General features: G+C 69.6%; 27 protein-coding genes. 21 read left to right on the forward strand and 6 right to left on the reverse strand.

All coding sequences use genetic code 11. From position 1 onward, the window contains the following. Window positions 1–2 precede the first annotated feature (2 nt). From ACFVS6_RS29130 to rsmI, 4 genes are all read right to left on the reverse strand, one after another. Window positions 3–443 carry a hypothetical protein gene (locus ACFVS6_RS29130; protein ID WP_389708424.1) on the reverse strand — a complete coding sequence of 147 codons (441 nt, stop codon included), beginning with the start codon at window positions 441–443 and terminating at the stop codon, window positions 3–5. 155 nt (window positions 444–598) lie between these two features. Further along, window positions 599–1,498 (reverse strand): TatD family hydrolase, encoded by a 900-nt coding sequence (locus ACFVS6_RS29135; RefSeq protein WP_389708426.1) that lies wholly within the window; start codon window positions 1,496–1,498, stop codon window positions 599–601. A gap of 10 nt (window positions 1,499–1,508) precedes the next feature. Further along, window positions 1,509–2,024 (reverse strand): hypothetical protein, encoded by a 516-nt coding sequence (locus ACFVS6_RS29140; protein WP_389708428.1) that lies wholly within the window; start codon window positions 2,022–2,024, stop codon window positions 1,509–1,511. A 160-nt stretch (window positions 2,025–2,184) separates the two neighbouring features. Next, window positions 2,185–3,078: a 16S rRNA (cytidine(1402)-2'-O)-methyltransferase gene (gene rsmI / locus ACFVS6_RS29145; protein ID WP_389708429.1), complete on the reverse strand. Its 894-nt coding sequence runs from the start codon at window positions 3,076–3,078 to the stop codon at window positions 2,185–2,187. Window positions 3,079–3,246: 168 nt separating this feature from the next. On the opposite strand from rsmI, the gene ACFVS6_RS29150 reads away from it, so the two are divergent. The 4 genes from ACFVS6_RS29150 to ACFVS6_RS29165 all read left to right on the forward strand — a co-directional run bounded on the left by ACFVS6_RS29150 (window position 3,247) and on the right by ACFVS6_RS29165 (window position 8,388). Beyond that, a complete protein-coding gene (locus tag ACFVS6_RS29150; protein WP_389708430.1) occupies window positions 3,247–5,025 on the forward strand; it encodes a dolichyl-phosphate-mannose--protein mannosyltransferase in 1,779 nt (592 codons plus the stop codon). Between the two features lie 654 nt (window positions 5,026–5,679). Next, window positions 5,680–7,287: a coiled-coil domain-containing protein gene (locus ACFVS6_RS29155; protein WP_389708431.1), complete on the forward strand. Its 1,608-nt coding sequence runs from the start codon at window positions 5,680–5,682 to the stop codon at window positions 7,285–7,287. After that, entirely contained in the window at window positions 7,284–7,799 is a 516-nt protein-coding gene (locus tag ACFVS6_RS29160) for a GntR family transcriptional regulator (protein ID WP_389708433.1), read from the forward strand. The genes ACFVS6_RS29155 and ACFVS6_RS29160 overlap by 4 nt, the downstream gene beginning before the upstream one ends. A 25-nt stretch (window positions 7,800–7,824) precedes the next feature. Beyond that, complete coding sequence (locus ACFVS6_RS29165; protein WP_389708435.1) at window positions 7,825–8,388, forward strand: HD domain-containing protein; 564 nt, start codon at window positions 7,825–7,827, stop codon at window positions 8,386–8,388. Here ACFVS6_RS29165 and ACFVS6_RS29170 read toward each other — a convergent pair. Then, window positions 8,381–8,854 (reverse strand): NUDIX domain-containing protein, encoded by a 474-nt coding sequence (locus ACFVS6_RS29170; RefSeq protein WP_389708436.1) that lies wholly within the window; start codon window positions 8,852–8,854, stop codon window positions 8,381–8,383. The two genes, ACFVS6_RS29165 and ACFVS6_RS29170, sit on opposite strands and share 8 nt — an antisense overlap. A 2-nt stretch (window positions 8,855–8,856) precedes the next feature. Continuing rightward, complete coding sequence (locus ACFVS6_RS29175) at window positions 8,857–9,597, reverse strand: helix-turn-helix domain-containing protein (protein WP_389708438.1); 741 nt, start codon at window positions 9,595–9,597, stop codon at window positions 8,857–8,859. Window positions 9,598–10,433: 836 nt separating this feature from the next. Here ACFVS6_RS29175 and ACFVS6_RS29180 point away from each other — a divergent pair. The 17 genes from ACFVS6_RS29180 to ACFVS6_RS29260 all read left to right on the forward strand — a co-directional run bounded on the left by ACFVS6_RS29180 (window position 10,434) and on the right by ACFVS6_RS29260 (window position 22,852). Then, complete coding sequence (locus tag ACFVS6_RS29180; RefSeq protein ID WP_389708440.1) at window positions 10,434–10,604, forward strand: hypothetical protein; 171 nt, start codon at window positions 10,434–10,436, stop codon at window positions 10,602–10,604. Window positions 10,605–10,687: 83 nt separating this feature from the next. Next, window positions 10,688–10,960: a DUF6284 family protein gene (locus ACFVS6_RS29185; RefSeq protein ID WP_389708442.1), complete on the forward strand. Its 273-nt coding sequence runs from the start codon at window positions 10,688–10,690 to the stop codon at window positions 10,958–10,960. Then, on the forward strand, window positions 10,957–11,232 hold the full coding sequence (locus ACFVS6_RS29190) for a DUF6303 family protein (protein WP_389708443.1): 276 nt from the start codon (window positions 10,957–10,959) through the stop codon (window positions 11,230–11,232). Before ACFVS6_RS29185 ends, ACFVS6_RS29190 begins: the two co-directional genes overlap by 4 nt. Further along, window positions 11,229–12,107, forward strand: a complete 879-nt coding sequence (locus ACFVS6_RS29195; RefSeq protein WP_389708445.1) for a DUF2637 domain-containing protein — start codon at window positions 11,229–11,231, stop codon at window positions 12,105–12,107. The genes ACFVS6_RS29190 and ACFVS6_RS29195 overlap by 4 nt, the downstream gene beginning before the upstream one ends. Continuing rightward, window positions 12,107–12,448, forward strand: a complete 342-nt coding sequence (locus ACFVS6_RS29200) for an RRQRL motif-containing zinc-binding protein (protein ID WP_389708447.1) — start codon at window positions 12,107–12,109, stop codon at window positions 12,446–12,448. The genes ACFVS6_RS29195 and ACFVS6_RS29200 overlap by 1 nt, the downstream gene beginning before the upstream one ends. A 26-nt stretch (window positions 12,449–12,474) precedes the next feature. Beyond that, on the forward strand, window positions 12,475–12,717 hold the full coding sequence (locus ACFVS6_RS29205) for a hypothetical protein (RefSeq protein ID WP_389708449.1): 243 nt from the start codon (window positions 12,475–12,477) through the stop codon (window positions 12,715–12,717). 81 nt (window positions 12,718–12,798) lie between these two features. Next, complete coding sequence (locus ACFVS6_RS29210) at window positions 12,799–14,466, forward strand: hypothetical protein (protein WP_389708450.1); 1,668 nt, start codon at window positions 12,799–12,801, stop codon at window positions 14,464–14,466. Then, window positions 14,466–16,559, forward strand: a complete 2,094-nt coding sequence (locus ACFVS6_RS29215) for a hypothetical protein (protein ID WP_389708452.1) — start codon at window positions 14,466–14,468, stop codon at window positions 16,557–16,559. The genes ACFVS6_RS29210 and ACFVS6_RS29215 overlap by 1 nt, the downstream gene beginning before the upstream one ends. Before the next feature lie 244 nt (window positions 16,560–16,803). Beyond that, window positions 16,804–16,992 (forward strand): hypothetical protein, encoded by a 189-nt coding sequence (locus ACFVS6_RS29220; protein WP_389708454.1) that lies wholly within the window; start codon window positions 16,804–16,806, stop codon window positions 16,990–16,992. A 12-nt stretch (window positions 16,993–17,004) separates the two neighbouring features. Continuing rightward, on the forward strand, window positions 17,005–17,508 hold the full coding sequence (locus ACFVS6_RS29225) for a hypothetical protein (protein WP_389708456.1): 504 nt from the start codon (window positions 17,005–17,007) through the stop codon (window positions 17,506–17,508). 11 nt (window positions 17,509–17,519) lie between these two features. Beyond that, the gene (locus tag ACFVS6_RS29230; protein ID WP_389708457.1) at window positions 17,520–17,672 is read left to right on the forward strand and encodes a hypothetical protein; all 153 of its coding nucleotides are present in this window, start codon (window positions 17,520–17,522) and stop codon (window positions 17,670–17,672) included. A 91-nt stretch (window positions 17,673–17,763) separates the two neighbouring features. After that, window positions 17,764–18,498 (forward strand): DNA methylase, encoded by a 735-nt coding sequence (locus ACFVS6_RS29235; RefSeq protein WP_389708458.1) that lies wholly within the window; start codon window positions 17,764–17,766, stop codon window positions 18,496–18,498. A gap of 172 nt (window positions 18,499–18,670) precedes the next feature. Then, window positions 18,671–19,558, forward strand: coding sequence for a bifunctional DNA primase/polymerase (locus ACFVS6_RS29240; protein WP_389708460.1), 888 nt, complete (start codon window positions 18,671–18,673; stop codon window positions 19,556–19,558). Further along, window positions 19,555–19,875, forward strand: coding sequence for a hypothetical protein (locus ACFVS6_RS29245; protein ID WP_389708462.1), 321 nt, complete (start codon window positions 19,555–19,557; stop codon window positions 19,873–19,875). Before ACFVS6_RS29240 ends, ACFVS6_RS29245 begins: the two co-directional genes overlap by 4 nt. Continuing rightward, window positions 19,875–21,125: a DUF3631 domain-containing protein gene (locus tag ACFVS6_RS29250; RefSeq protein WP_389708464.1), complete on the forward strand. Its 1,251-nt coding sequence runs from the start codon at window positions 19,875–19,877 to the stop codon at window positions 21,123–21,125. Before ACFVS6_RS29245 ends, ACFVS6_RS29250 begins: the two co-directional genes overlap by 1 nt. A gap of 114 nt (window positions 21,126–21,239) precedes the next feature. Beyond that, entirely contained in the window at window positions 21,240–21,512 is a 273-nt protein-coding gene (locus ACFVS6_RS29255; protein WP_389708466.1) for a helix-turn-helix transcriptional regulator, read from the forward strand. A gap of 80 nt (window positions 21,513–21,592) precedes the next feature. Next, a complete protein-coding gene (locus tag ACFVS6_RS29260; protein WP_389708467.1) occupies window positions 21,593–22,852 on the forward strand; it encodes a tyrosine-type recombinase/integrase in 1,260 nt (419 codons plus the stop codon). Window positions 22,853–22,924 lie beyond the last annotated feature (72 nt).

Here is a 22,924-nt window from a genome sequence, read left to right on the forward strand (position 1 = left end):
CGCTACGGCCGCCCCCTGGAACTGACCCTCGACGGCCGGACCCGCCGGCTGTGGACCGGGTCCGCCGCGCGGCGGCGGCCGGTGGGGCGCGCGGTGGTCCCCGGGGCCGGGCCGGCCGGCGCCGCCCGCCGGCGGGATCCCCGGCGGCCTTCGCCCCGGGGGGCCGGGACCCCGGCGTCGGGGCCGGGCTCGGAAACGAGGCCGAGCGCGGAGGCGAGGTCGAGGTCCGAGTCGAGGTCGGAGTCGAGGTCGTGGTGGTGGTCGAACTCGGGGCCGGCGGCGGGGTACCCGGCGGGGTCGAATGCCGGGGCGGCGTCCGGGAGGGGGTCCGGGGCGAAGTCGAGCTCGGGGTCGAGGGCCAGGTCGGTGGCCGGGGCCGTACCGGCGTCCGGTTCGGTCCCCGGCCAGGAGACACGGCGGTGACTGCCCTGTGTTTCGCTCACGTCGCTCGCTCCACTGGTCCGGCCCCTGCTGGTCGGGGCAGGGCACCCTAGCCGGAGCGGGCGTCACGCTTCAAAGTCGTTCGACCACTCAGCGTGTCGAACGAACGGGCGTGCGAGGTCGGTGCGAAGGCGGTCGTGGAGCGCGTCGGGTCGACTCAGTACCCGAAGGCGCGGGCCGTGTTCGCGGCCAGGGCCGTCGCCATGGCGTCCTCGTCCAGGCCGCGGACGGCGGCCATGGCCCGCACCGTCAGCGGAATGAGGTACGGCGCGTTGGGCCGGCCGCGGTACGGCGCCGGGGTGAGGAACGGGGCGTCCGTCTCCACCAGCACGAGCTCCAGCGGGGCCACCGCGAGCGCCTCGCGCAGCGGCGCGGCGTTCTTGAAGGTGACGGTGCCGGCGAAGGACATCCAGTAGCCGGCGGCCGCGCACTCGCGGGCCATGTCGGCGTCCCCGGAGTAGCAGTGGAAGACCGTCCGCTCGGGCGCGCCCTCCTCCCGCAGCACGCGCAGCACGTCGGCGTGGGCGTCGCGGTCGTGGATGACCAGGGCCTTGCCCGTCCGCTTCGCGATCTCGATGTGCGCGCGGAAGGAACGCTCCTGCGCGGCCATGCCCTCGGGGCCGGTGCGGAAGAAGTCGAGGCCGGTCTCGCCGACGGCCTTCACGTGGTCCAGCGCGGCCAGTTCCTCGATCTCGGCGAGGGCGTCGTCCAGGGCCGCGTCTCCGCCACCGGGGCGGGCTCCCTGCCGGGACCAGCCGTCCGGGTCTCCGTGGACGATCCGGGGGGCTTCGTTCGGGTGCAGGGCCACCGCGGCGTGGACGTTCGCGTACTGGGCCGCGGTCTCCGCGGCCCAGCGGGAGCCCTTCACGTCGCACCCCACCTGGACGACCGTGGTCACGCCGACCGAGGCGGCCTTCGCGAGGCCCTCCTCGACGGTGCCGGACTGCATGTCGAGGTGGGTGTGCGAATCCGCCACCGCCACCCGGAGCGGTTCGGGCAGCGGGGGCGGGGTGTCCTTGGCGGCGGCGGAGGAGGCGGAGGAAGGGCTCGGGCTCATGCGTCCGATCCTATGACCGGCGGAACAACCCCATCAGCCGGGCGAACGGTCCGCGCCGTTCCTCGGCCGGATCGACGGCGACGGGCCCGGGTGCGTCGTGCGTCGGCGCGGGGAGCGCCTTCGACCGGCTCGGCTGCCTCGCCTTGCGCGGCCGGGGCGTGCGCGGCACGGAGGCGCCCGCCGGAACCGGTCCGGCGATGCCGGGGGCCACGGGGTGGTGGTAGAGCTTGTCGAGCATCCCGGTCACCGAGGAGACCTGGCCCTCCCGCATGATGCGCACGATGTGACCGCCGCAGTTCAAGCAGGTCGGGTTCGACAGCGGCGAGGGGACCCGCTCGCCGTCCGCCCGGTAGACGATGAACGCCTCGCCCCTGCCGTCGACGTGGTGTTCTATCTCGTAGCCCTGCTCCCAGCCGTACCCGCATTTCATGCAGGCGAAGGAGTACGCCTCGTGCACGGTCGGCACGGTCGGTGCGGCCGGGACGTGCACGGGGGCGGATGCCGGGGTGTCTGCGATCTCACTCATGCCAGCTCCTCTTGTTCCACTGGTGCCACTGCCAGTGGACGCCTCTTCGGGCGGGAGCGCATCAGGCCCTGTCGAGTGTTGGACGGTCCTTGGGCGACTCATGCCCAAAGCGCCCGGTGCGCGGTCTGAGCTTTGCCTTTCAGGTTAGCTCTTTACCGACTTACGGCACCTTTTGTGCCGCATTCTTTGCCGCCACCACCGCGTCGAACACCTCGCGCTTGGGTACGCCGACCTCCGCCGCGACCGCCGCGATGGCCTCCTTGCGGCGCTCACCGGCCTCTTCGCGCACCCGCACGCGGCGTACGAGCTCCTCGGCGTCCACGTCCCCGGGGGCGGCCGCCGGGGCGCCCTCGACCACGATCGTGATCTCCCCGCGCACGCCTTCGGCCGCCCAGAGCGCCAGCGCGCCGAGCCCGCCGCGCTTGACCTCCTCGTAGGTCTTCGTCAGCTCGCGGCAGACGGCCGCCCGCCGGTCCGCGCCGAACACCTCGGCCATGGCCGCCAGGGTGTCGTCCAGCCGGTGCGGTGCCTCGAAGTAGACGAGCGTGCGTCGCTCGCCCTCCACCTCGCGGAGCTTGCCCAGCCGCTCACCGGCCTTGCGCGGCAGGAAGCCCTCGAAGCAGAACCGGTCCACCGGCAGCCCCGACAGGGCCAGCGCGGTGAGCACGGCGGACGGCCCGGGCACGGCCGTCACCTTGATGTCCTTCTCCACGGCGGCGGCCACCAGCCGGTAGCCGGGGTCGGACACCGACGGCATCCCGGCGTCCGTGACCAGCAGCACCCGCTTGCCGGCCTCCAGGGCCTCGACCAGTTCCGGGGTGCGGGCGGACTCGTTGCCCTCGAAGTACGACAGCACCCGCCCGGTGGTGTGCACGCCGAGCCCCTGCGTCAGGCGGCGCAGCCGCCGGGTGTCCTCGGCGGCGATCACATCGGCCCGCTCCAGCTCGGCGCCCAGCCGTGGCGGGGCATCGGCGAGGTCCCCGATGGGCGTACCGGCGAGGACGAGAACGCCTGCGGAGGAGGGGGCATCGGCAGAACGGGGCTGATCAGTCACCGCACCATCCTCTCATTGGGTCCCTCCTCCCCCGGGGCACGGACGGCGGCCGCGACCGCGCGCGGAGTCGTGAACGGTGCGGGCGGGACGGGAGTTTCGGGTGGGTTCGGGCGGGGCCGCGCATGTGGGGGCTGGGGCGCGCACAGGGGCGTTCCCTACGATGACCCGGTGACCAGTACCGCGACGCCGCCGCCCAGCCCCGCGGGGGCCCCGCCCGAGCCGACGGGCGACCGCGACCCCGAAGAGGGGCAGCCCGTCTGGCTGCGCCGCCTGCGCGGCTTCGGATACGCGCCGCGCAGCGCCCCGGGCGGGGCGCGCGCGGACGTCCGTACGCGGCTCGTGCCCCCCTACGCCCGGCCGTCCGAGCAGCTGTGGACGGCGCTCGGCGTCCAGCCTTCGGCGAGGGAGACCTGGCAGCGGGTCATGGCCTGGGCCGGACCGCTGCTGGTGACGCTGGTGGCGGGGGTGCTGCGGTTCACGCACCTCGGCAGCCCCAAGGCGGTGATATTCGACGAGACGTACTACGCCAAGGACGCCTGGGCCACGATCCGACAGGGCTACGAGGCGAGCTGGCCCAAGGAGATCGACAAGTCGATCCTCGCCAACCCCGACGGCGTCCCGCTGCCCGCGGATCCGGGCTACGTCGTGCACCCGCCGGTCGGCAAATGGGTGATCGGCCTCGGCGAGTGGATGTTCGGCTTCGACCCGTTCGGCTGGCGGTTCATGACGGCGGTCCTCGGCACGCTGTCGGTGCTGATGCTGTGCCGGATCGGCCGCCGGCTGTTCCGCTCGACGTTCCTCGGCTGCCTGGCGGGCGCCCTGCTCGCCGTGGACGGCCTGCACCTGGTGATGAGCCGCACCGCGCTCCTCGACCTGGTCCTGATGTTCTTCGTGCTGGCGGCCTTCGGGGCGCTGCTCATCGACCGGGACCGGGCGCGGGCCCGGCTGGCGGCGGCCCTACCGGTCGACGAGGAGGGCCGCACCCGACCCGACCTCAAGATCGCCGAGACCCTCCGGCTGGGCCTGCGCCCGTACCGGATCCTGGCCGGCGTCTGCCTCGGCCTGGCGTTCGGCACCAAGTGGAACGGCCTCGTGGTGCTGGCGTTCTTCGGGATCCTCACCGTCGTGTGGGACGCCGCCGCGCGCCGCACCGCCGGCGCGGGTTCCCCGTACGCGGCGATGCTGCGCCGCGACGCGCTGCCCGCCTTCGTGTCGACGGTCCCGGTGGCCATCGGGGTCTACCTGACCTCCTGGCTGGGCTGGATCCTGAGCCCCGACAACGGCAAGGGCGGCTACTTCCGGGACTGGGCCGCCAAGAACGACCAGGGCAGCTCGCTGTCGTTCCTCCCGGAGTGGCTGCGCAGCCTGTGGCACTACGAGACGGAGGTCTACAAGTTCCACGTCGGCCTGACCTCCGGCCACACCTACGAGTCCAACCCGTGGAGCTGGCTGGTCCTGGGCCGTCCCGTCTCCTTCTTCTACGAGTCGCCCGACCCCGGCACCGACGGCTGCCCGACGACCGAGGCGGGCAAGTGCGCCCGCGAGGTGCTGGCGCTCGGCACGCCGCTGCTGTGGTGGGCCGGCTGCTTCGCGCTGCTGTACGTGCTGTGGCGCTGGTTCTTCCGCCGCGACTGGCGGGCGGGCGCCATCGCCTGCGCGCTGGCCGCCGGTCTGCTGCCCTGGTTCAACTACCAGGAGCGGACGATCTTCTACTTCTACGCGGTCGTCTTCGTCCCGTACCTGTGCCTGGCGGTGGCCATGATGATCGGGGCCCTCCTGGGCCCGGCGGGCTCGTCGGAACGCCGGCGCACCCTGGGCGCGATCGGCGCGGGCGTCCTGGTCCTGCTGATCGTCTGGAACTTCATCTACTTCTGGCCCATCTACACGGGCCAGACCCTCCCGATGGACTCCTGGCGCAACAGGATGTGGCTGGACACCTGGATCTAGCAGCACGAACGAGGGGCCCGGCACCGCACGGTGCCGGGCCCCTCGTGGTTGTCGTTGGGGGTCTCCGGTCGTCGCGGGCTACCCCTCGACGGCCCACAGACGGCCCGGTCTCCACCATGAGGTCAGCCCATTGCGGTGATGCGACCCCTAGCACCATGGCTCACGCCCTGGAGCCCGCCCTTGCTCCAGCCATCCGCGCGCCAAGGCAGCGACGCCGAGACCAGCGCCCAAGAGGCCGTAGGTCGGGTCACTCAGAGACCACTCGGCCAGTTGAGGCCATCTGGTCAGCTACCGCCGCAGCTTATCTCAGCGCATGTTCACCGGTCACGACTCGCCAACACCACAGCCTTTGTCCAAGCACCGAGGTGTCGCACCATATCGAGGGACCCTGCGGCCCTGGATGGAAAGAACGGCAGGACTAGGAGTGCTGGCACGAATGCCAGCGTCACAACCATCACAGGCAACGCAGTGATCAAGACGATCGCCGTCCTCTGCATCCAGCGCAGCCCGCCGGCCAGCACCGCCCAACTTGTCGTCATACCTGTTGACTCCCTTCGGTGTTCGGATCTCGCCTTGACCCTGCAGGCCATCGGGTACGTTGCGACAGTTGGCAACTGTTGCCGGCTGGATGGCACCGCGAACCAAGGGGGCCGCATGGAAGAAATCGCCCGCCGACCAGGCGCTTCAGGGCCGGTTGAGACCGGAGATGTAGCTGAGGTTGTCGCCCTTGGCAACGTGTTGCTGAGCCTGTTCAACACTCTCGGCGTCTCGCAGTCTGCTTATGCGTATCGAGTCCACCTGGACAAGTCGGCAGTGTCCCGCTACTTGAGCGGAAGACGCCTAGCCCCTCAGGATTTCATCGACCGCCTAGTCAACGAGGTGGCAAATCATCGCGGAAGTCCAGTTACCGAGGATGCCCGAATAGCAATCAGGGCCCAGTATCTATCGGCCCTTAAAGCAGTAAACCCGGGAAGATTCGAACTGGAATCACTACGGGAAGAACTATCTCGCTCCAATAGGGCAGTCAAGCGCGCCCGGCGCGAAATCGACGCCTTGCATACATTGCTTGACACCAAAGAGGACGAGGTGCGGGCAGCGAAGGCAGAGATGGCGGAGCTGATAAGTGACTGGAGCAAGGAGCGGGCGGGGGACAGCACAGCAAGTGCGCTTGCTCAGAAATCTAGGAGTCCCCACACAGACGCAACATTGACCCTCATGGAGGAAATCAAAGAGCTCCGCGAGGACTTGGCAGCCGCACGCAAAGAGTACGAGGCAGCCGAAGGGCGCAATGCCGCCCTAAAGGAGCGCGTACGTAATCTCGAAGAAGAACTAGCGACGGCCGCAGAAGCGAATCGCACACAGGAAGTTTCAGTGGAAACTCTCTTGAGTGAACTTCACGGGTTCATCGAAATTAGCAAATTCGAAAATATGAGCCGAGAGCTCGCGGACGCAGCTTGGGGGCGCCCCTTCAGTGATGTAATCGAGGTTTACAACTGGTGCCAGGAACAAACAGATCCGACCACGCAAGCTAAATTTAGCAGCGACGTGGCACGATTTCGGCCATTGAGTGAAGTAATCACCTTCGGCGAGCACATAGGAAACAACTCATCTCCAGAGATTCGCCAGTTCATGGCATCCCTCGTCCCTCGCCTAACCCCTGAAACGCTGGCGTCCACCTGCGAGGCTTGGCAATATAATGGAACGCGGTTCCAGGAAAGCGGATTGGCCGACTTTCTGCTATCCGCAGCAATTTCCGCACAACCTCCATACGGGATTGATCGAGTGGTGCGGGATGTTAGGGCCGTAGCGAGCAGGGTTCACTTCGCCCCCATCAAGGAGTGCTCCAGCTCTCTATGCAGAGCTGCAGGCAGACATGAATCTTGGCTTATTGGCATAATGCCAGCCCTGCGCGCGGGATGGAAGGAGCTGAGATCCCAAACAATAGGCCAAGCGGCATACAGCGGCCTCAATTTCGGCAAATCCCTCAAACAGCTAAATGTAGCCGACCTTGCATACTTCCTTACAGTGACTTCGGATGTAACCAACAGGTTCGTTGATTACTACACGCCCACATCCCCGGTCATTCCCGTAGGCGTGACGGTTGCAGACGCGCTGGCCATGGAAATGGGCCAAGGGATGGAAATGCTCGAACTCCTCTGCCGCGAGATTCAGAAAGCCGGATGGATTAGCACTCTGGAAAGATCCGCCATCCCTGAAGTTCAGAGGGCAATTAGGCGGATGGGTTTGATGGACCATCTATGAAGCAGCAGAGCATGCGAAAATGGGACGCTGGCGCCACCTGGTGCCGACCGCACGACGTGGACCTGGAGGAACGCGTGCCGAACCCCAGCCCTCGCGGAACGTACCTGACGATCTCGGAAGTTCTGCGGGACAGGATCACCGAGGGTGCATACCCCGAGGGACTTCCGTCCGAGGCGGAGATCGGGCGGGAGTTCGGCGTGGCCCGTACCACCGTCCGCCGCGCCCTTCGAGCTCTGGAGGAAGCTGGTGACGTGACCACCGTCGCCGGGGTCGGGCGCCAGATCAGCGGCGGGTCACGGGCAGCACCATACAAACGGATCATGGCGGACCTGCTGGACCGCATTCGGACGGGCGAGCTGCCCGCCGGTGCTCGACTCCCGAGTGAGGCAGAGCTCTCCGAGTCCTACGGGGTCGCACGGGGCACCGTCCGTCGTGCCGTGCACGAACTTGAAGGCGCAGGACACGTTCACGCTCAGCACGGAGTCGGGCGGTTCGTGGGTCCGGCGTCCTGATCCTCGACAGCTTGGAGGCACTCACATGCAGTTGGCCAAGTGGGCTCACGATCTCGCGGAGTCCCTGCTTGCCGAAAGCCTGCCGGCCCGGTGGGCTCATTCTCAACGCGTCTACTCGCAGGCCCTGACGCTTGCCCCGGCACTCGGCGAGGACGCGGAACTGCTGGCCGCAGCGGCCATCGCGCACGACGTCGGATACGCGCAGACAGCCGTGGACACGGGTCAGCACATGATCGACGGAGCGCGCTATCTGCGTGACGTGGTGGGCGCCGACCCCCGGCTGTGCAGTGTCGTAGCCTTCCACACATCATCTCCTTGGGAGGCCTCCGAGTTGGGGCTGAGCGAGATGCTGTCGGAGTTCGGCCCCGCGGAACCCGCGTTGGTGGATGCCATCACCTACTGCGACCTGACCAGCAGCCCCGTGGGCGCGCTCGTTGACCCGGCTGAGCGGTTGACTGAGGTGCTCGACCGGTACGGCCCGGATCACGTCGTGTTCCGGGCCGTATCCGCGGCTCGCCCGGAGCTTCTGGCCCGGGTCGCCCGAGTACGTCAGCGCCGCTTCGAGACAGAGCAGTCCAAGCTCAGTTGATTCGGGGAACTGGCGAGTCACGGAAGCCTTCCGTGAGCCGCAGGCGGGTGGTAGGCGATACGTCGAGGGACTCGATCTCCCCCCGGGGAATCCAGCGCACCTCCAAGGATTCCGAACTCACCTTAATCTCGCCGCTGACCGGTCGGGCCCGAAAGCAGAGCGAGAATTCCTGCCGTACCTCGCCGTCCGAGAATGCGATGACATGCCCGGGGTCGGTGAAAACGCCCACAAGACCTACGACATCGACGACGATCCCGGTTTCCTCCAGGACCTCGCGAACCACCGTTCCTGCGATGCTCTCGCCGATCTCCTGGACACCCCCTGGCATGCCCCAACGGCCGTTGTCCGCTCGCCGCTCCAGCAGCACATCCCCAGCATCGTTGACGACGAACGCCGTGACTGCGGGCACGATGCTGTTGGCCTTCGGCGCGTTGGGGTCGTCAAAATAGTCAGTACGGCGGCTCATGCTCATCCTTCAATGGGGACTGCTTCGGACCAGACCTTTTCAAAGCTCTGTTGGTATGTGGAGACCAGCTCAGCACCAGCGACCTTGCGCAGATGAAGAACTGGCGCCAGTGGTGCGCTCACCCCATACACCTGCGTGTTCACCAACCACTCGTCATCCGACCGGTAGAGCGAGTTGTGCAGCGTCGACCGATGGAGCCGGAACTCGATCCCCGGAACCGAGTACAAGGGGCGGTAGAGCTTCATCACTTCGCGAACCTTGTAGGCCACGCCCTCGGCGATTTCTTCTTCGTCCCCTCGGCGCCGAATCTCTGGGCTTTCCGGGTCCCCGAGCAAGATGCGGGCCCGAACTCCGCCAGCCGCCTTCAGCCTGAGCAGCTGCGGCCAACGCGGATTCTCGGCGAGGAAAACGCCCGCGTGCACCAGCACGCCAATCTCCCGTTCCGCCCGCCCGAACAGCTGGAGCCATAGGTCGGCCGGCACGTAGGAACGGTGCGGATAGACCTTCAAGACCTCGGCATCCGCAGCGTCCTTACGCTGCCCGTCCGGCAGGCCATCCGGCCACAAATAGCCCTCGTCCTCCCGAAGGAAGGCCGAGATGGCAAGACGGTGCCGCCGGTAAGGCGCCCGCCCTTTGGTGATCCAGCGCTCCACCGTCTTGGGGTCGACCCCAAGGTGCTCCGCCAGGGCATCTGCGGCGACGCCTCGCGTCAGCATCGCGGACCTTAACCGCTCGTTCGCCATCCCACCCCCAGGGACGTCCAGGGACACAATCGCCCCCCAGAACGCTATCGAGGACGTCCCAAGTCGTCCAGGGACGTGGTGACTTCGTCCCACCCTTCGACGGCACTCTGATGCCACACCACAAGACGGACCGGCTGAGGCGCAGAGCTTGACAGCCCCAACCAGAACCGCCAATGTGAGATACATGTTCAAGCATGTACCTCATGCAGTGAGGGCGGCTACTCCGTTCTGACCTGCATGAATGCCTGTGCGCCCTGAACCGCACCGCCCAGAAGTACCGCGTTACAGCCCGGAGGAAAGCCCGAGGGGGTGAGTACGAAGGCAGCGTTCGTCGCTTGAGAACTCAACAGCGTGCCAAGTGAAACGAGACGGGCGTGATCCCGTCCCCTGAACGACGGGTTGTCGTTCGGCGGCAACACCTTGCTTCACGTGCCGGCTCTGGAGAACGCCCCGCTTTGCAGGGGGTGCCACCCGGTACGTGCCGCCCTGCTGGCGTCAGAGCAGTGACGATGACGCACCGATCCCGGGCTCGGGACCGGCAGACCGTGGCAACGGCTGCCGGCGAAGCCCCTCACCAGCGTTGACCTGCCATTCAGGAGTCTTCGTGATCCGGTTAAGACCCTTGGCCGTCGCTCTGCTGGACCCGCAGACCGATGCCGCCCTTCGCGTCTCCCCGATCCGCCGCGCAAGCGCACCGGACATGCCGGTGATGCGCGGAATCGGGACACCCGCGCGGCACTAGCCGCGCCGGCTGCCTCCTCCGGCCGTCCGCCGCTTCGGCGTCATACGGCCGGGGTCGCAGGGAGCCGGACGTTCCGGCCCCGGAAGGGGTTCGCATGAACAAGAAGCTCGCCGCGGCGATCCAGCGTGACAACGAGCTGGAAGACGCCGGCATGCACGCCGACGACCGCAAGACCTGCTGGACCCACGAGAGCTGGGCCGAGGACTGCGAGAGCGACCCGGCCCACATCAACCCGAGCGCACTGCACTACCCGCGCCCCGCCTGACCTTCCCCTCAACGAAGTGCGGCCCCGGTGCGCTAACACCGGGGCCGCTTCGAGCCGTCCACCTGCTAGGGAGAACACGACTCATGAAGTCCATCGCCGCACTTCAGGACCTCGTTACGCCGTGGTCCGACGGCCTGGAGCCGTCGGACGCGGAGCTGGACGCGATCGAGGTTGAGATGCCGCTGATCCTGGCGGACGTCGACCTCCTCGACGCGGAGATCGCAGTCCTGGACCGTACCCCGTCCGACCTGGACGCCCAGCGGATCCGCCGGGCCCGCCGCCGGATGCTGGCCGCCCGCCGGAACCTGATCAACCGGAGCATCGCCGCGGTGAGCCTGTCGGGCGGTGCCGCATGACGCACAGCGCCCGTGTCGCGAACGGCTACGACGGTGACTGGGAGATCTACGTGGTCACCGAAAGTCCCTCCCCGAAGGACTGGCCGGACCTCGGCTTCGCCCGCACCTCTCCGGTCCCCACCCGCACCGAGCGCACCGCGGCCTTGGCCGCCCTCGGCTACCGGGTCGCGGACGGCGCGAAGTGGGAGTGGCACGAGCTGGACACCGAGGACGGTGACCCGGCCCGCTTCCTCGGCTCGATCGACGTCGTTGCGATCGGAGCCGTCTCGTGAACCGGTGGGGCAAGGCGTTTCTCGTGCTGGCTCTGGTGGGTGTGGTCGCGATGGCGTTCCGGGTGTCCTGGAACGCTTTGCGGGACATCGCCCGGGCGACCGGCGCGGACGGGATGGCCGCGACGCTGTACCCGTTCGTCGTGGACGGACTGATGGCACTCGCGCTGGTCGCGGCCCTCGTACTGACCGGCGAGGCCCGCCGCTTCGCGCTGCGGGTGCTGGCCGCGTACACGGCCGCGTCCCTGGTCCTGAACTACGTCCACGGTCTGGTGCCGGCCCTGCACTCCGAGTCCGTGAAGTGGATGCGGCTGGCCGAGTGGGACCCCGCACACTGGGCCCTCGTACTTCTGGCCACGTCCCTGCCGGTCGGGTCGATCTACTTCGGTTCCGACCTCGTCGCCAAGGTCCTCCACCACCGCCCCCACACCCCAGTGGTCGAGCCGTGCGGGGAACGTGCGGAAGAACCCGCACACCCCCCGCACACCCCGGACACCGTCGACATCGACCGGGACCCGGCCCCGGTCGAGGAAGTGCCGCACGTGCTGGTGCGGGAGGCGTTGCCGCAGCTCAGCGCCTATGCGGACGGTGTGCGGACGGATGATCCGCACACCCCGCACGCCGTGCCCGTACAACCCGCACACCTTGATGAGGGGATGTCGCGGGAGGAGGTGTTCGAGGAGGCGGAGTTGGAGCGGCTGCGGCAGGACGCACGCCGTACGTACGCCGAATCCGCACAGGCCGCACGGCCCCTGTCCGCACGGGCACTCGGTGAGGCGTACGGCATGAGCGAGTCCTGGGGCCGCAAGCAGATCCTCGCCGCCCGCGACGACTCCGACCGCCCGCACCTGACCGCCGTTCCCGCCGGCACCGGCTGATGGGCACCCTGCCCGTCCACCGCTGGCACCTCGCCCCGGACGGACTGGCCACCCGCCGCCAACTCCGCGCCCTGGGGCTCCGCCCGGGTGGTCAGGACGTCGCCGCCCAACTCGAACGCCCTCGCCGGCGGCGGGGCCCGCTCGTCGCCTACCTCTACCGAATCGACCTGGCGAAGCCGGTCCGACCGATGACCCCGGATCGCTGGGCGGCCCTGGAGAAGGCGAACGCGGCCCGCCGCCGGTGCCCCGTCTGCCGGGACCACCTCCCCTACGTCATCCCGACCTCGCTCGGCATGTGCGTGGCCTGCCACGACTTCCCCGAACAGCCCGTCGCCGCCTGAACCCCCGACCCGATCAGGAGATACACGTGACCACGCCACACGCACAGACCACCGCACCCGTCCCGGCTTCCCAGGGTTCGCACTTCTGGGTGCTGACCCTGGAGCTGCCCGGGCGGGCGGCGATGACGCAGAACGGCACGTACACCCCGCCCACCGGGACGACCCGCTACGACGCCTTCCAGGCGATCCGGCAGTACGTCACCGCCGATCACCCGGAGATGGAGCGCGCGACCACGATGTTCTTCGCTCTGGAAGCGAACCAGTTCTGACCTGCACGTACAGGCAGGGCCCGGCCGTTGCTGTAGGAGGCTCGCGGCCGGGCCCTCTTCTCCCGAGGGAGCACGTTCAGCATGACTGACACCGTCACCGAACCGCAGGCTCCACCCGAAGAATCCACCCCCAGCCCGACCACCCCGCCCGCGTCGGATCCGGGCATGCCCGCGGCGGGCAAGGCTGTTGACCACACCGCCGGGGGCTTTCCGGTGGTCCCGCTGTCCCTGTCGGGGACGAACGCGACCGCAGGTCTCCTGGCCAGCGCCGCGCTGACCGGCGGGCCGATCGCCGCAGCTCTGGCGATGACCGGGGCCGCGGTCCTGGGCGCCGCCGCCGCACACCGCCGCTCCAAGAACGCCAAGAACATCAAGAAGACCTCCGCGACCAAGTCCGCCGCAGCCCCGGCTTCCGCTCGAACCGCAGGTGGTGCGGGGGGCCGTGGTCTCTTGGGGCGGATCCCGTCGCAGTCCCGCACCGGCAAGAGCACCGGTGGAACCCCGAGCAAGGGAGCAGGGTCCGGGGCCGGGGCTGGTTCCCGGAAGTCGGCCGGCGGGCAGGCCCGGCACGGGGCCATTGGCCACGCCGGTCGCCGATCCGGATCGGCCGCAGGAAGGACGGGTTCGCCGTCGACCCGGCAGCGAGCCGGGCGGGCAGCTGCCGGTCTCGCCGGCGGCCGGGCGGGCCAAGTGCATGCCCTGCGTTCCCAGGCCCGTACCGAGTCCCCGACCCGGGCCGCAGCCCGTACCGCGACCGCCAACGCTCGCCGGCAGGTCGCGGACAACCGGCGGGCGGCCAGGGCCGCCGAACGCGCCGGCCACGGCGGCGCTGGTGGTGGGGTCGCAAAGCCGCGGGGTGTCGCGGCCCGGACCCTCGCCAAGGGCCTCGGTAAGGCTGCGGCCGTCCGCGAGAAGGCGGTCGGTGCCGCCCGCACCGCGAGGGACCGCGCCACCGGCCGCACGGTCGGCAGGAACCGCGATCAGGTTCAGCAGGCCGCGCACCGGGCCCGGTTGGCCGCCGCCAGGGCCCCTGCCCAGAAGGCCGCCCGCAAGGCCCTCCTGCGGTCCGCCGTCCGCTTCCACGCCCGCCGGGCCATGGCCGCTGTGCTCGGCGGCGCGCTCGGGCTGGTCGGACTCATCACCACCCCCCTGGGCCGGAAGCTCGGTTGGGGCTGGCTGATCAACCCCGGCCAGCGCCTCTACCGGCGTCTGGTCGAGCGGGCCCGGGCCCGCCGCGAGGCCCGAGACGAGGCCATCGCAGCCCAGCTCGAAGCCGACGAGGAGGCCGCTGAGGCCGAGGTCCTCGCGGAGGAGGAGGGCGTCGACGAGGTCGGCGACACCGCTTCCCGTCCCACCACGCACGTTCCCGTACCGCCCACCAGTCAGGGAGTAGCTGTGAGCAACGTTTCCGGGTTCCGGTTCGAGGAGCTGGCCGCCGAGATGGAGCAGGCCGCGCAGTCCTACGAGCCGGAGAACTGCATGGAGATCCTCGCCATGCTCGAAGGCCTCCCCGAGGCCCTGCAGGCCATCGCGAACATCCTGCGCATCCTCGCCGAACGCTCCGACAACGAGTTCCCGCTGGAGAAGGTCGTCGCCGACATGCTCTCCGACCTCTACGGGGTGTTCGCGAACTCCGTCGACTTCTCCGAGGAGCTGGGCCCGACGTTCCGGCAGGCCCACGAGGCGGACATCGCCCGCCACGAGGACCCCCGCAACGGCCACGAGGCCGAGAAGGGCTGGAACGTCTGATGACCACCACCAAGAACCAGACCGTCACCCACAACGGGCTCGCCCTGGACTGGGCCGCCGGCCACGGACCCGTCACCGGCGCCCTCTCCGCGACCACCGGGATGTACGCGGTCGCCACCGTCGGCACCCTCGCCCACATGCCCCCCACCTGGGCACTCGCCATCGGCACCGTCGGCGCGATCGGGCACACCGCGTCCGGTCTCCGCCAGCGTCTGGCGGCCCGCACCATCGGCTCCCGGGCCGCGTCATGGCTGCTCGGGTCCGGCTGGACCACCTGGGCCCTGGCCACCGGCCCCCTCAACTGGCCCGCCCTCGGCTCCCTCGCGGTGATCGGGGTGGGGATGGGGGCCGCCGCACGCTCCGTCGGCCTGTACGAGGAAGCCCGCGAGCTGGAGGCCATCGCCGCCGCCGAACGGCACGTCGCCCGGGAGCTTTCCGCCGGCCGGCGGGCAATCGCCGCGGAATGGGTGGATCGGATCCAGCGGGTCTGCGGGATCACCGTCCGCGTCCTCGCGGTCGAGACGTGGCCCACCGGCACCGGGTTCACGATCGACGCCGAACTCCCGCCCGGTGGGACGACCTACGAGCGGATCGCGAAGGACAACGCCCGCCTGTCCGCGGACGCCCGCCTCCCGCACGGCTGCACGGCCGCCGCGTCCCCGGGCATCGACCAGGGCCGCGTCCTCATCGACGTGACCACCGTCAACGTCCTGTCCGAGGACATCACCTTCCCCACCGACTACAGCCCCCTGTCCATCCACACCGGCCTGCCCTGGGGCGTCCGGACCGACGGCACCCCCGTGAACGTCTACCTGCGCGAACAGTGCGCACTCGCCGCCGGCCCGACCGGATCGGGCAAGACGAACTGGGTCCACACCGTCCTGGCCGTGTTCGCCCTCGCCACCGACGTCCTGTCCTGGGTCATCGACCTCAACGCCGGATCCGCGGGCCTGCCCTGGGTCCGCCCCGCTCTGGAAGGTGGCAAGGGCGAGGTGGTGCGGCCCGGGATCGACTGGCTCGCCTCCACCCCGGAGGAAGCGCACCGCATGCTGGACGCCGCGATCGCGCTGGCCCACCGCCGCAAGGTCGCCTACCAGCAGCTCATGGCCGACGCGAACACCGACCTCCTGCCGATCAGCGCCGAGATTCCGCAGATCATGCTCGTCGTGGACGAGGGCGCCGAGATCCTCGCCAGCAACGACAAGGCCATGAAGGCACTCGCCGCCAAGATCCTGGAGGTCATCCGGATCTCCCGTGCGATGGGCCTGCGCACCGTCCTCACCGCGCTGGGCGCCACCGGATCCGTGCTCGGAAACCTGATGATCCGCCGTGAGGCGAAGGTCCGCGTCGCCCTGACCGGCGGCGAGAAGGAAGGCATGGACCTGACCAAACTCTTCCCCGGCACCCGCGGACTGCGCGTCGACCAGGCCCCCTACAAGGGAGCCGGATTCCTCGGCAGCCCCGAATCACCGCCCGCCCTGTTCAAGGCCTGGCGGATCAAGCCCCACCAGATCCGCGACATCGTCCACGCCACCAGCGACCGCCACCCCTACCTCGACGAGACCTCCGCCAAGGCCGCCGGCCCCGACTACGCCCGCCGCTGGGACTCCACCCGTATCGCGTGGATCACCGACCACCAGCGCACCCAACCCGACACCGGGCCCGCACCGGCATCCACCGCGGGTGCTCCGGCGGGCGGGGGCCTGAACCTCTCCGCCCACCGGGGCACAACCACCGCCCCCGCGCCGGACGAGGACGCGCTCGCCGAGCAGTTCCGGCGCCAGATCGACGCCAAGTTCGCCACCACCCCCGAACCCGGCACCGAGGCACCGGAGGACAAGCCCGCACGGGAGGGGCTGAACCTCTCCGCGCACCGCACAGACGACGGGAGCGGGCCCGAGTGGCTGCCCGCCGCGATGACAGCCCTCCACGAGGCCGGCCCCGATGGCATGAAGCCCGCCACCATCGCGGACGCGGTCAGCCGGGGCCGCGAGTCCGTCCGCAAGGCCCTCAAGGCAGCCGCCGAACGCGGCGAACTCGTCTACCGCGACCGGGGCCCGCACTCCGTCTACGTCCACCCCGACCACGCCTGAATCCCCTCACCCACAGCTACCGCCTACCGCCTACCGCCCAACCCCCGGTGGGCAGTAGAAGCCGCTCCTACCGCCCGCCTACTGCCCACAGAGCCGCTTTCATCAGCAGGTTGGGCAGTAGGCAGTAGCCACTAGGCAGTAGGCGGTAGGCGGTAGGCAGTAACCCCGAACACGTACAGCCACCACCCGCCCGCCGGCGGCACCACTCCCGGCGCCGCCGGCCCGCCCTGAAACGGGGACCCCCGTGGCCGTCACGCTCTCCCTCGTCGTCCTCTTCGGCGTCGTCCTGGCCGTCCTGCTCCGCACCCGCCACCTCGGCGCCGGCGCCGCCACCGTCGCGGCCGGGTTCGGATTCTTCCTCGCCGACACCGGCGCCTCCGACGCCATCCACACCTTCGTGGCCACCCTCACCGGCTCCATATCCGGCCTCTGACCAACCACCCCGATGGAGACCGCCGTGCCCTATGAACCCACGACCGCGAGCACCACCCCGCCCGCCCGCTACGGCGACCCCGTCCTCTACCCGACCGCCGTCCAGCACCCCGTCATGCTGCCCGCGGAACTCCCGCCGGGGGTCGAGATGGTCACCCTCCCAGGCGGCTACCGCACCCTCGCCTACACCCACCCCCAGCCCACCGCCCCGGCCCCCGCGCCGGTCGTCCAGCCAGTACCGGCGTGGGCGAAGACGACCGCGCTCCTCGCCCCGACCCTCGGCGGCGGGATCGCCGCCGCCGGGTTCGGGATCTCCTACGCCGCCCCGGGACTGATCGCCATGACCGAAGCCCTCTGGGCCGCCATCGCCCTCATCGCCGCCGGCACCCTCGCCCCGCTCATCCTCCGGGCCACCCGCGGAGCGGGCCGGGGACGGGCGCCGGTCCAGCACGTCACCCAGAACATCACCGCCACCGGCCTCTTCGGCCGCGCCGTCGGAACCATCAACCAGCGCTGAAAGGCCACCCCGTGGACGACACCTACTGCGACGAGTGCTGCCAGGACCACTGCCCCGGCCACCACTGGTGCGACGACTGCGACACCGAGGAGTGCCAGGAATGCCACGGGTGTGACTGCCCCGGCTACGAGTGCCCCGGCCCCGCCGCCCACAACGGCTTCTGACCCTCACCCGACATGCCAAGAGCGGCCCCCTCTCACGCCAATGAACCGGGGCCGCTCTCGTCCAGAACACTCAAGAACTGGAGAGACCAGTATGACCCACACCGCCCACATCCGGCGAGTAGACGGCCGTGATCGGCCCTTACTGCTGGACTTGTTCTGCTGCTCCGGCGGCGCCGCTGTCGGCTACCACCGCGCCGGATTCAACGTGACCGGCGTCGACATCCGCCCCCGCCCCCGGTACCCGTTCCCCTTCCAGCAGGGTGACGCCCTCACCGTCCTCGCCGACCTGATCACCTCTGGTGGGATCGCCGCCTACTCGACGATCCACGCGTCCCCGCCTTGCCAGGACGGATGTGCGCTCACCGTCGGCACCAACCGTGCGATGGGCTGGGGGCGTGAGCATGTGCAGCTCATCCCCGAACTCCGCACCCTCCTCGACGCGTCCGGCCTGCCGTACGTGATCGAGCAGCCCAACGGCAAAGCCCCCGTCCGCCCCGACCTGCGCCTGTGTGGGGAGCAGTTCAGCCTGGGGGTCCTCCGCCACCGCGTCTTCGAACTCGGCGGTTGGACCACCGACCAGCCACCACACCTGCGCCACCGCGGCTACGTCCGGGGCTGGCGCCACGGCATCTACCGTGACGGCCCCTACGTCGCCGCCTACGGAGCCGGCGGGGGCAAGGCCACCGTCCCCGAGATGCAGGCCGCGATGGGCATCACCTGGACCGACGTCCGCGAGGAACTCACCGAGGCGATCCCGCCCGCCTACACCCGATGGATCGGCCGCACCCTCCTCACCCACATCCGGACCGGGGCGGTAGCAGCATGAGCGCCGACAACTTCCCCGCCGTCAACTGCGACGGGCCCGAATGCCACAACGCTACGCACCATCCCCTCGCCCACACCGTCACCGCGGTACGGAGGATCCGCCGCGCGGACGGATGGCGCACCCGACCCAGCGGACGCGACCTCTGCCCGTCCTGCTGGAAGGCAGGACACCGATGATCCCGCTCCACGCCAAGGGGCACCTGCGGACCGCGCTCTGGCTCGCCGAGATGGGCCTGCCCGTCCTGCCCCTGCGGGAGGGCAAGCTGCCCGTGGGGAACTGCCGCGCCTGCACGAACTCCGCGTGTGGCGACCGGCCCCACATGAAGGCCGCCGGCCCCTGCCAGTGCCCGGCCCCCTGCCACGCCTGGGGCGCTGCCACCACCGACCAAACCGTTCTCACATCCTCAGCATGGTCGCGGGCCTGGCGCCAGGCCGGAGCGGTCGCCTACCACCCCGGCGGGGCACGGCTCACCGTCGTGGACCTCGACAACCCGGACGCCATGGCCTGGGCCCGGGAACACCTCGCCCCGACCAAGGTCGTGGCGACAACCCGCGGGGAGCATTGGATCTACCGGGGCATCATGCAGTCCGCCAACGGCGTCCGGCCCGGCATCGACATCAAGTCCTCCATGGTCTACGCCCGCTGGTACGGCCCCGGCACAGGCAACATCACCGCTCTGCCGGACGCCGTCCTGGCTCTCGTCGCGAAGGAAGAATCCACCCCGCCCGTTCGCGGGGAGGTGGACTCTTCTCTGACGACCCGCTCCACCTGGAACGAGTCGCTTGCCACCGGGTGCCGGCACAACGACACCTTCGTCCGGACCGGGCTGAATCGTGGTCTCGCCAGGGTTGCCGCCTGCCGCGACCAGGGCGCCGGCAGCACCGCGTACGGCGTCGCCCGCTTTCTCGCCAAGCAGCACACCGCTTGTCCCGGGCCGTGCGATCTGGAGGTCCTCGGACGCCATGTCATCGAGGCGGCCGTGGCCGTCGGGGTGCCCGAGGCGTACGCCGAACGCGCGGTCACACGCGGCTTCAACGCCGTGGCGGTGAGGGCATCGTGACCACCGGCCCCCACACCGCCGAACCGACCCCCGCCCGCTCCGAGGGTGGTGCGCCGAAAGTCGTCGCCGAAGGCGTCCTTTCATCCGTTCGCCGTGACCCGCGCGCCGACGACGGGCGTCGCCCGGTCGCCTGGCTCCACATCACCGCTCCCGGCCGTGGCACCACCCCGACCGTCCGCTCCTGGTGCGCATGCGGACGCGACCTATTCGCCGCGGGGCATGCCCGCGCGCTTGCCGTGATCGCCGACCACGAACGGCACCGCACCACCTGCGTCTGCATTAACCCCACCGCCAACCAGGAAGGGAAGGCCGCCTGATGAGCGACCACAAGCCCCAGGCCGCACCCATCGACGGAGCCGCCCTGCTCAACGAGGTGGAAGCCTTCCACCGCCGGTTCAACATCTTCCCCAGGGAGGCCGCCTACGTGGCCGTGGTCCTGTGGGACGCCCACGCCCACCTCATCGACTGCTTCGAGACCACCCCCAGGATCGCGTTCCTGTCCCCGGAACCGGGGTCGGGGAAGTCGCGGGCACTGGAGATCGTCGAGATCCTCACCCCGCGCCCGGTCACCACCGTCTCCGCCTCAGCCAACGGGCTCTACCGGCTCGTCGGCGCCCCGGAGGGACTTCCCACCGTTCTCTTCGACGAGGTCGACACGATCTTCGGCCCCAAAGCCGGACCGGACGAAGCTCTCCGCGGCTTCCTCAACGCGGGGTACCGGCGCAGCGGCGGCGCCCTCCGATGCGTGGGGGACGGGTCCAACCAGACCGCGCAGGTCTTCCCCTCGTACTGCGCCGTAGCCATGGCCGGACTCGGATCCCTGCCGGACACGGTCCTGACCCGCTCCGTCATTGTCCGCATGCGTAAGCGAGCCCCGAACGAAAAGGTCGAGCCCTATCGCCAGCGCGTCCACGAGCAGCAAGGCCACGCACTGCGGGACCGCCTAGCGAAGTGGGCCGAAACAGTCCGCGACCAGGTAGCCGGGGCCTGGCCCGCCATGCCGGACGGGGTGACCGACCGCCCGGCGGACGTATGGGAACCGCTTCTCGCCGTCGCCGATGCCGCCGGCGGCAGCTGGCCCGCCCGCGCCCGCGCGGCTTGCCTCGAACTCGTCGCGGCGGCGAAGGACAACGACGAGTCCTCGATCGGGGTCCGACTTCTGACCGATCTCCGCGACCACGTCTTCTGCGGGGCCGACCGGATGTCGACCGCCGTCATCCTCGAATGCCTCCTCCGCATGGACGAAGCCCCTTGGGGCGACCTCGACGACAAGCCTCTCAACTCCCGGACCTTGGCCCGACTCCTCGGCCAGTACGTCACCCCCGGCAACAAGCCCATCAAACCGCGCGGTATCCGTACCGCATCAGGCACCCCCAAGGGCTACTACGCCGAGGACCTGACGGACGCCTGGGAGCGCTACTGCCCCCTGCCCCTTCTGACATCCGCAACAGCCGCAACATCCGCCACACCGCAGGTCAGCGGGGGTGAGTCTGTGGCGGATACCGCCACGCCCATCCGCCACACGCACGGGGAAGCCGCCACACCGCTCTTCCCCGTCGCTGGATAACCGGCCGCCAGCACCCAGGTGTCGCCACGCCACGCGCGTGTCGGCACTATCCGCCACAGAATCCCGATCCGCCACAAACGCGAGCCGCTGACCAGCTCTGTTGCGGCGTGGCGGATGTTGCGGATCCTCCGGAAAGCCAAGGAGAGCACGGTGGCCAATCAGCCCGACCCCCGCGCAACGCTGCGCGGCGGACTCCCCGACCGCTACCTCACCCCCGACGACATCGCCGAACTCTTCGACGTTCCGCTGGAGACCGTCTACCAGTGGCGCAAGAAGCGCACCGGCCCGGCCGGATTCCGTGTCGGCAAGCACGTCCGCTACGACCCCAGCGCCGTGCACCGCTGGATCGCCGAACAGATGCAGGCAGACATCAGCAACGCCGCCTGATCCCACACCACGACCAAGACCACCGAGGGCGGGCCCAATCGGGCCCGCCCTTGCTACATACGCCCGGAAAGGCACACCACGTGGCAGGCCACATCCAAGACCGCTGGTACAAGACCGAGTTCGACGCCGATGGCAAGCCCGCCCGGGTCAAGAGCGACCGGCACGGCGTCGGCATGCGGTACCGCGCCCGGTACATCGGCCCCGACGGCACCGAGAAGTCCAAGTCTTTCCCCGACAAGCAGAAGAGGCTCGCCGAGCAGTGGCTCAACGAGACGGCCGCCGACATGGCACGCGGCCAGTACGTCGACCCGCGCGCCGGCCGCATTACCTTCCAGCAGTTCGCCGAGAAGTGGGTGGCCACCCACACCACGGAGATCAACAGCCGTGAGGCTGCCGAGCGAAGGCTGAGGCTGCACGCCTACCCGTACATTGGGACGCGACCGGTGCCGTCGTTCCAGCCGGGGCACATCCGCACGTGGTTGGGATCGCTGGAGAGCAGCGGTGCCGCCTCGTCGCACCGCCGGATCATCTTCGGTACGGTCTCAGCCGCGTTCGCCGCCGCTGTTGACGACGGGCTGATCACCAAGAACCCCTGCCGGGCCCGGTCCGTTCAGGTTCCCAAGCCCGCACAGCCGCGTGTGGCGCCGTGGACGCCCACTCAGGTACTCGCTGTACGTGCCGCGCTGCCTGGGCGCCTGCGCACGGCCGTGGACATCGCAAGTGGATGCGGCCTCAGGCAGGGCGAGGTGTTCGGGATCGACGTGGAGGAGCTGGACTACGAGGGGGAGTGGGTCCGCGTGCAGCACCAACTGAAGCGGATCCGCGGGAAGTACGTGTTCGCCCTCCCCAAGGGCGGGAAGACGCGTTCCGTGCCGCTCCCCCGCTCTGTTGCGGCGGCTCTGCGCGCCCATTCGAAGCTGTGCCCGCCGGTCAAGGTCACCCTGCCGTGGCGTACGCCGGACGGCCCGCTCGTGACGAAGTCGCTCATCTTCAGCGGCTCGGGTGGCAGCTTCATCCGGGTCAGCTACTTCAACGACTTCATGTGGAAGCCCGCTCTTGCCCTCGCCGGGATCATCCCCCCGGCGGACGAAGGCGAGCGCTACGCGTCCGCGCCTCAGCACGGGATGCACGCGCTTAGGCACTTCTACGCGTCGGTCCTGTTGGACGCGGGCGAGAATATCCGGGCGCTGAGTCAGTACCTGGGCCACGCCGATCCTGGCTTCACCCTGCGCACCTACACGCACCTGATGCCCAGCAGCGAGGGCCGGACCCGGAAAGCCGTGGACGGCCTCTTCGGGACTCGTCCGGACCATGATCACGGCCCTGAGACGGCCCAGTAGGCCCTCGACGGCCCCGGCGGGTCAAGAACTGGCTGGTCGGGGCCTCGGGCGCCTTGAGGGATGGAACTCCAT

Origin of the sequence: Streptomyces sp. NPDC057939, assembly GCF_042887545.1 — a bacterium.
Taxonomy (GTDB): Bacteria; Actinomycetota; Actinomycetes; order Streptomycetales; family Streptomycetaceae; genus Streptomyces.

Bases quoted from the DNA above. Each gene is read 5' to 3' on its own strand.
- ACFVS6_RS29135 (WP_389708426.1), bottom strand. From the start codon at position 1,498: ATGAGCCCGAGCCCTTCCTCCGCCTCCTCCGCCGCCGCCAAGGACACC.
- ACFVS6_RS29140 (WP_389708428.1), bottom strand. From the start codon at position 2,024: ATGAGTGAGATCGCAGACACCCCGGCATCCGCCCCCGTGCACGTCCCG.
- ACFVS6_RS29155 (WP_389708431.1), top strand. From the start codon at position 5,680: ATGGAAGAAATCGCCCGCCGACCAGGCGCTTCAGGGCCGGTTGAGACC.
- ACFVS6_RS29160 (WP_389708433.1), top strand. From the start codon at position 7,284: ATGAAGCAGCAGAGCATGCGAAAATGGGACGCTGGCGCCACCTGGTGC.
- ACFVS6_RS29165 (WP_389708435.1), top strand. From the start codon at position 7,825: ATGCAGTTGGCCAAGTGGGCTCACGATCTCGCGGAGTCCCTGCTTGCC.
- ACFVS6_RS29170 (WP_389708436.1), bottom strand. From the start codon at position 8,854: ATGAGCCGCCGTACTGACTATTTTGACGACCCCAACGCGCCGAAGGCC.
- ACFVS6_RS29175 (WP_389708438.1), bottom strand. From the start codon at position 9,597: ATGGCGAACGAGCGGTTAAGGTCCGCGATGCTGACGCGAGGCGTCGCC.
- ACFVS6_RS29180 (WP_389708440.1), top strand. From the start codon at position 10,434: ATGAACAAGAAGCTCGCCGCGGCGATCCAGCGTGACAACGAGCTGGAA.
- ACFVS6_RS29185 (WP_389708442.1), top strand. From the start codon at position 10,688: ATGAAGTCCATCGCCGCACTTCAGGACCTCGTTACGCCGTGGTCCGAC.
- ACFVS6_RS29190 (WP_389708443.1), top strand. From the start codon at position 10,957: ATGACGCACAGCGCCCGTGTCGCGAACGGCTACGACGGTGACTGGGAG.
- ACFVS6_RS29200 (WP_389708447.1), top strand. From the start codon at position 12,107: ATGGGCACCCTGCCCGTCCACCGCTGGCACCTCGCCCCGGACGGACTG.
- ACFVS6_RS29210 (WP_389708450.1), top strand. From the start codon at position 12,799: ATGACTGACACCGTCACCGAACCGCAGGCTCCACCCGAAGAATCCACC.
- ACFVS6_RS29215 (WP_389708452.1), top strand. From the start codon at position 14,466: ATGACCACCACCAAGAACCAGACCGTCACCCACAACGGGCTCGCCCTG.
- ACFVS6_RS29225 (WP_389708456.1), top strand. From the start codon at position 17,005: ATGGAGACCGCCGTGCCCTATGAACCCACGACCGCGAGCACCACCCCG.
- ACFVS6_RS29235 (WP_389708458.1), top strand. From the start codon at position 17,764: ATGACCCACACCGCCCACATCCGGCGAGTAGACGGCCGTGATCGGCCC.
- ACFVS6_RS29240 (WP_389708460.1), top strand. From the start codon at position 18,671: ATGATCCCGCTCCACGCCAAGGGGCACCTGCGGACCGCGCTCTGGCTC.
- ACFVS6_RS29250 (WP_389708464.1), top strand. From the start codon at position 19,875: ATGAGCGACCACAAGCCCCAGGCCGCACCCATCGACGGAGCCGCCCTG.
- ACFVS6_RS29255 (WP_389708466.1), top strand. From the start codon at position 21,240: ATGTTGCGGATCCTCCGGAAAGCCAAGGAGAGCACGGTGGCCAATCAG.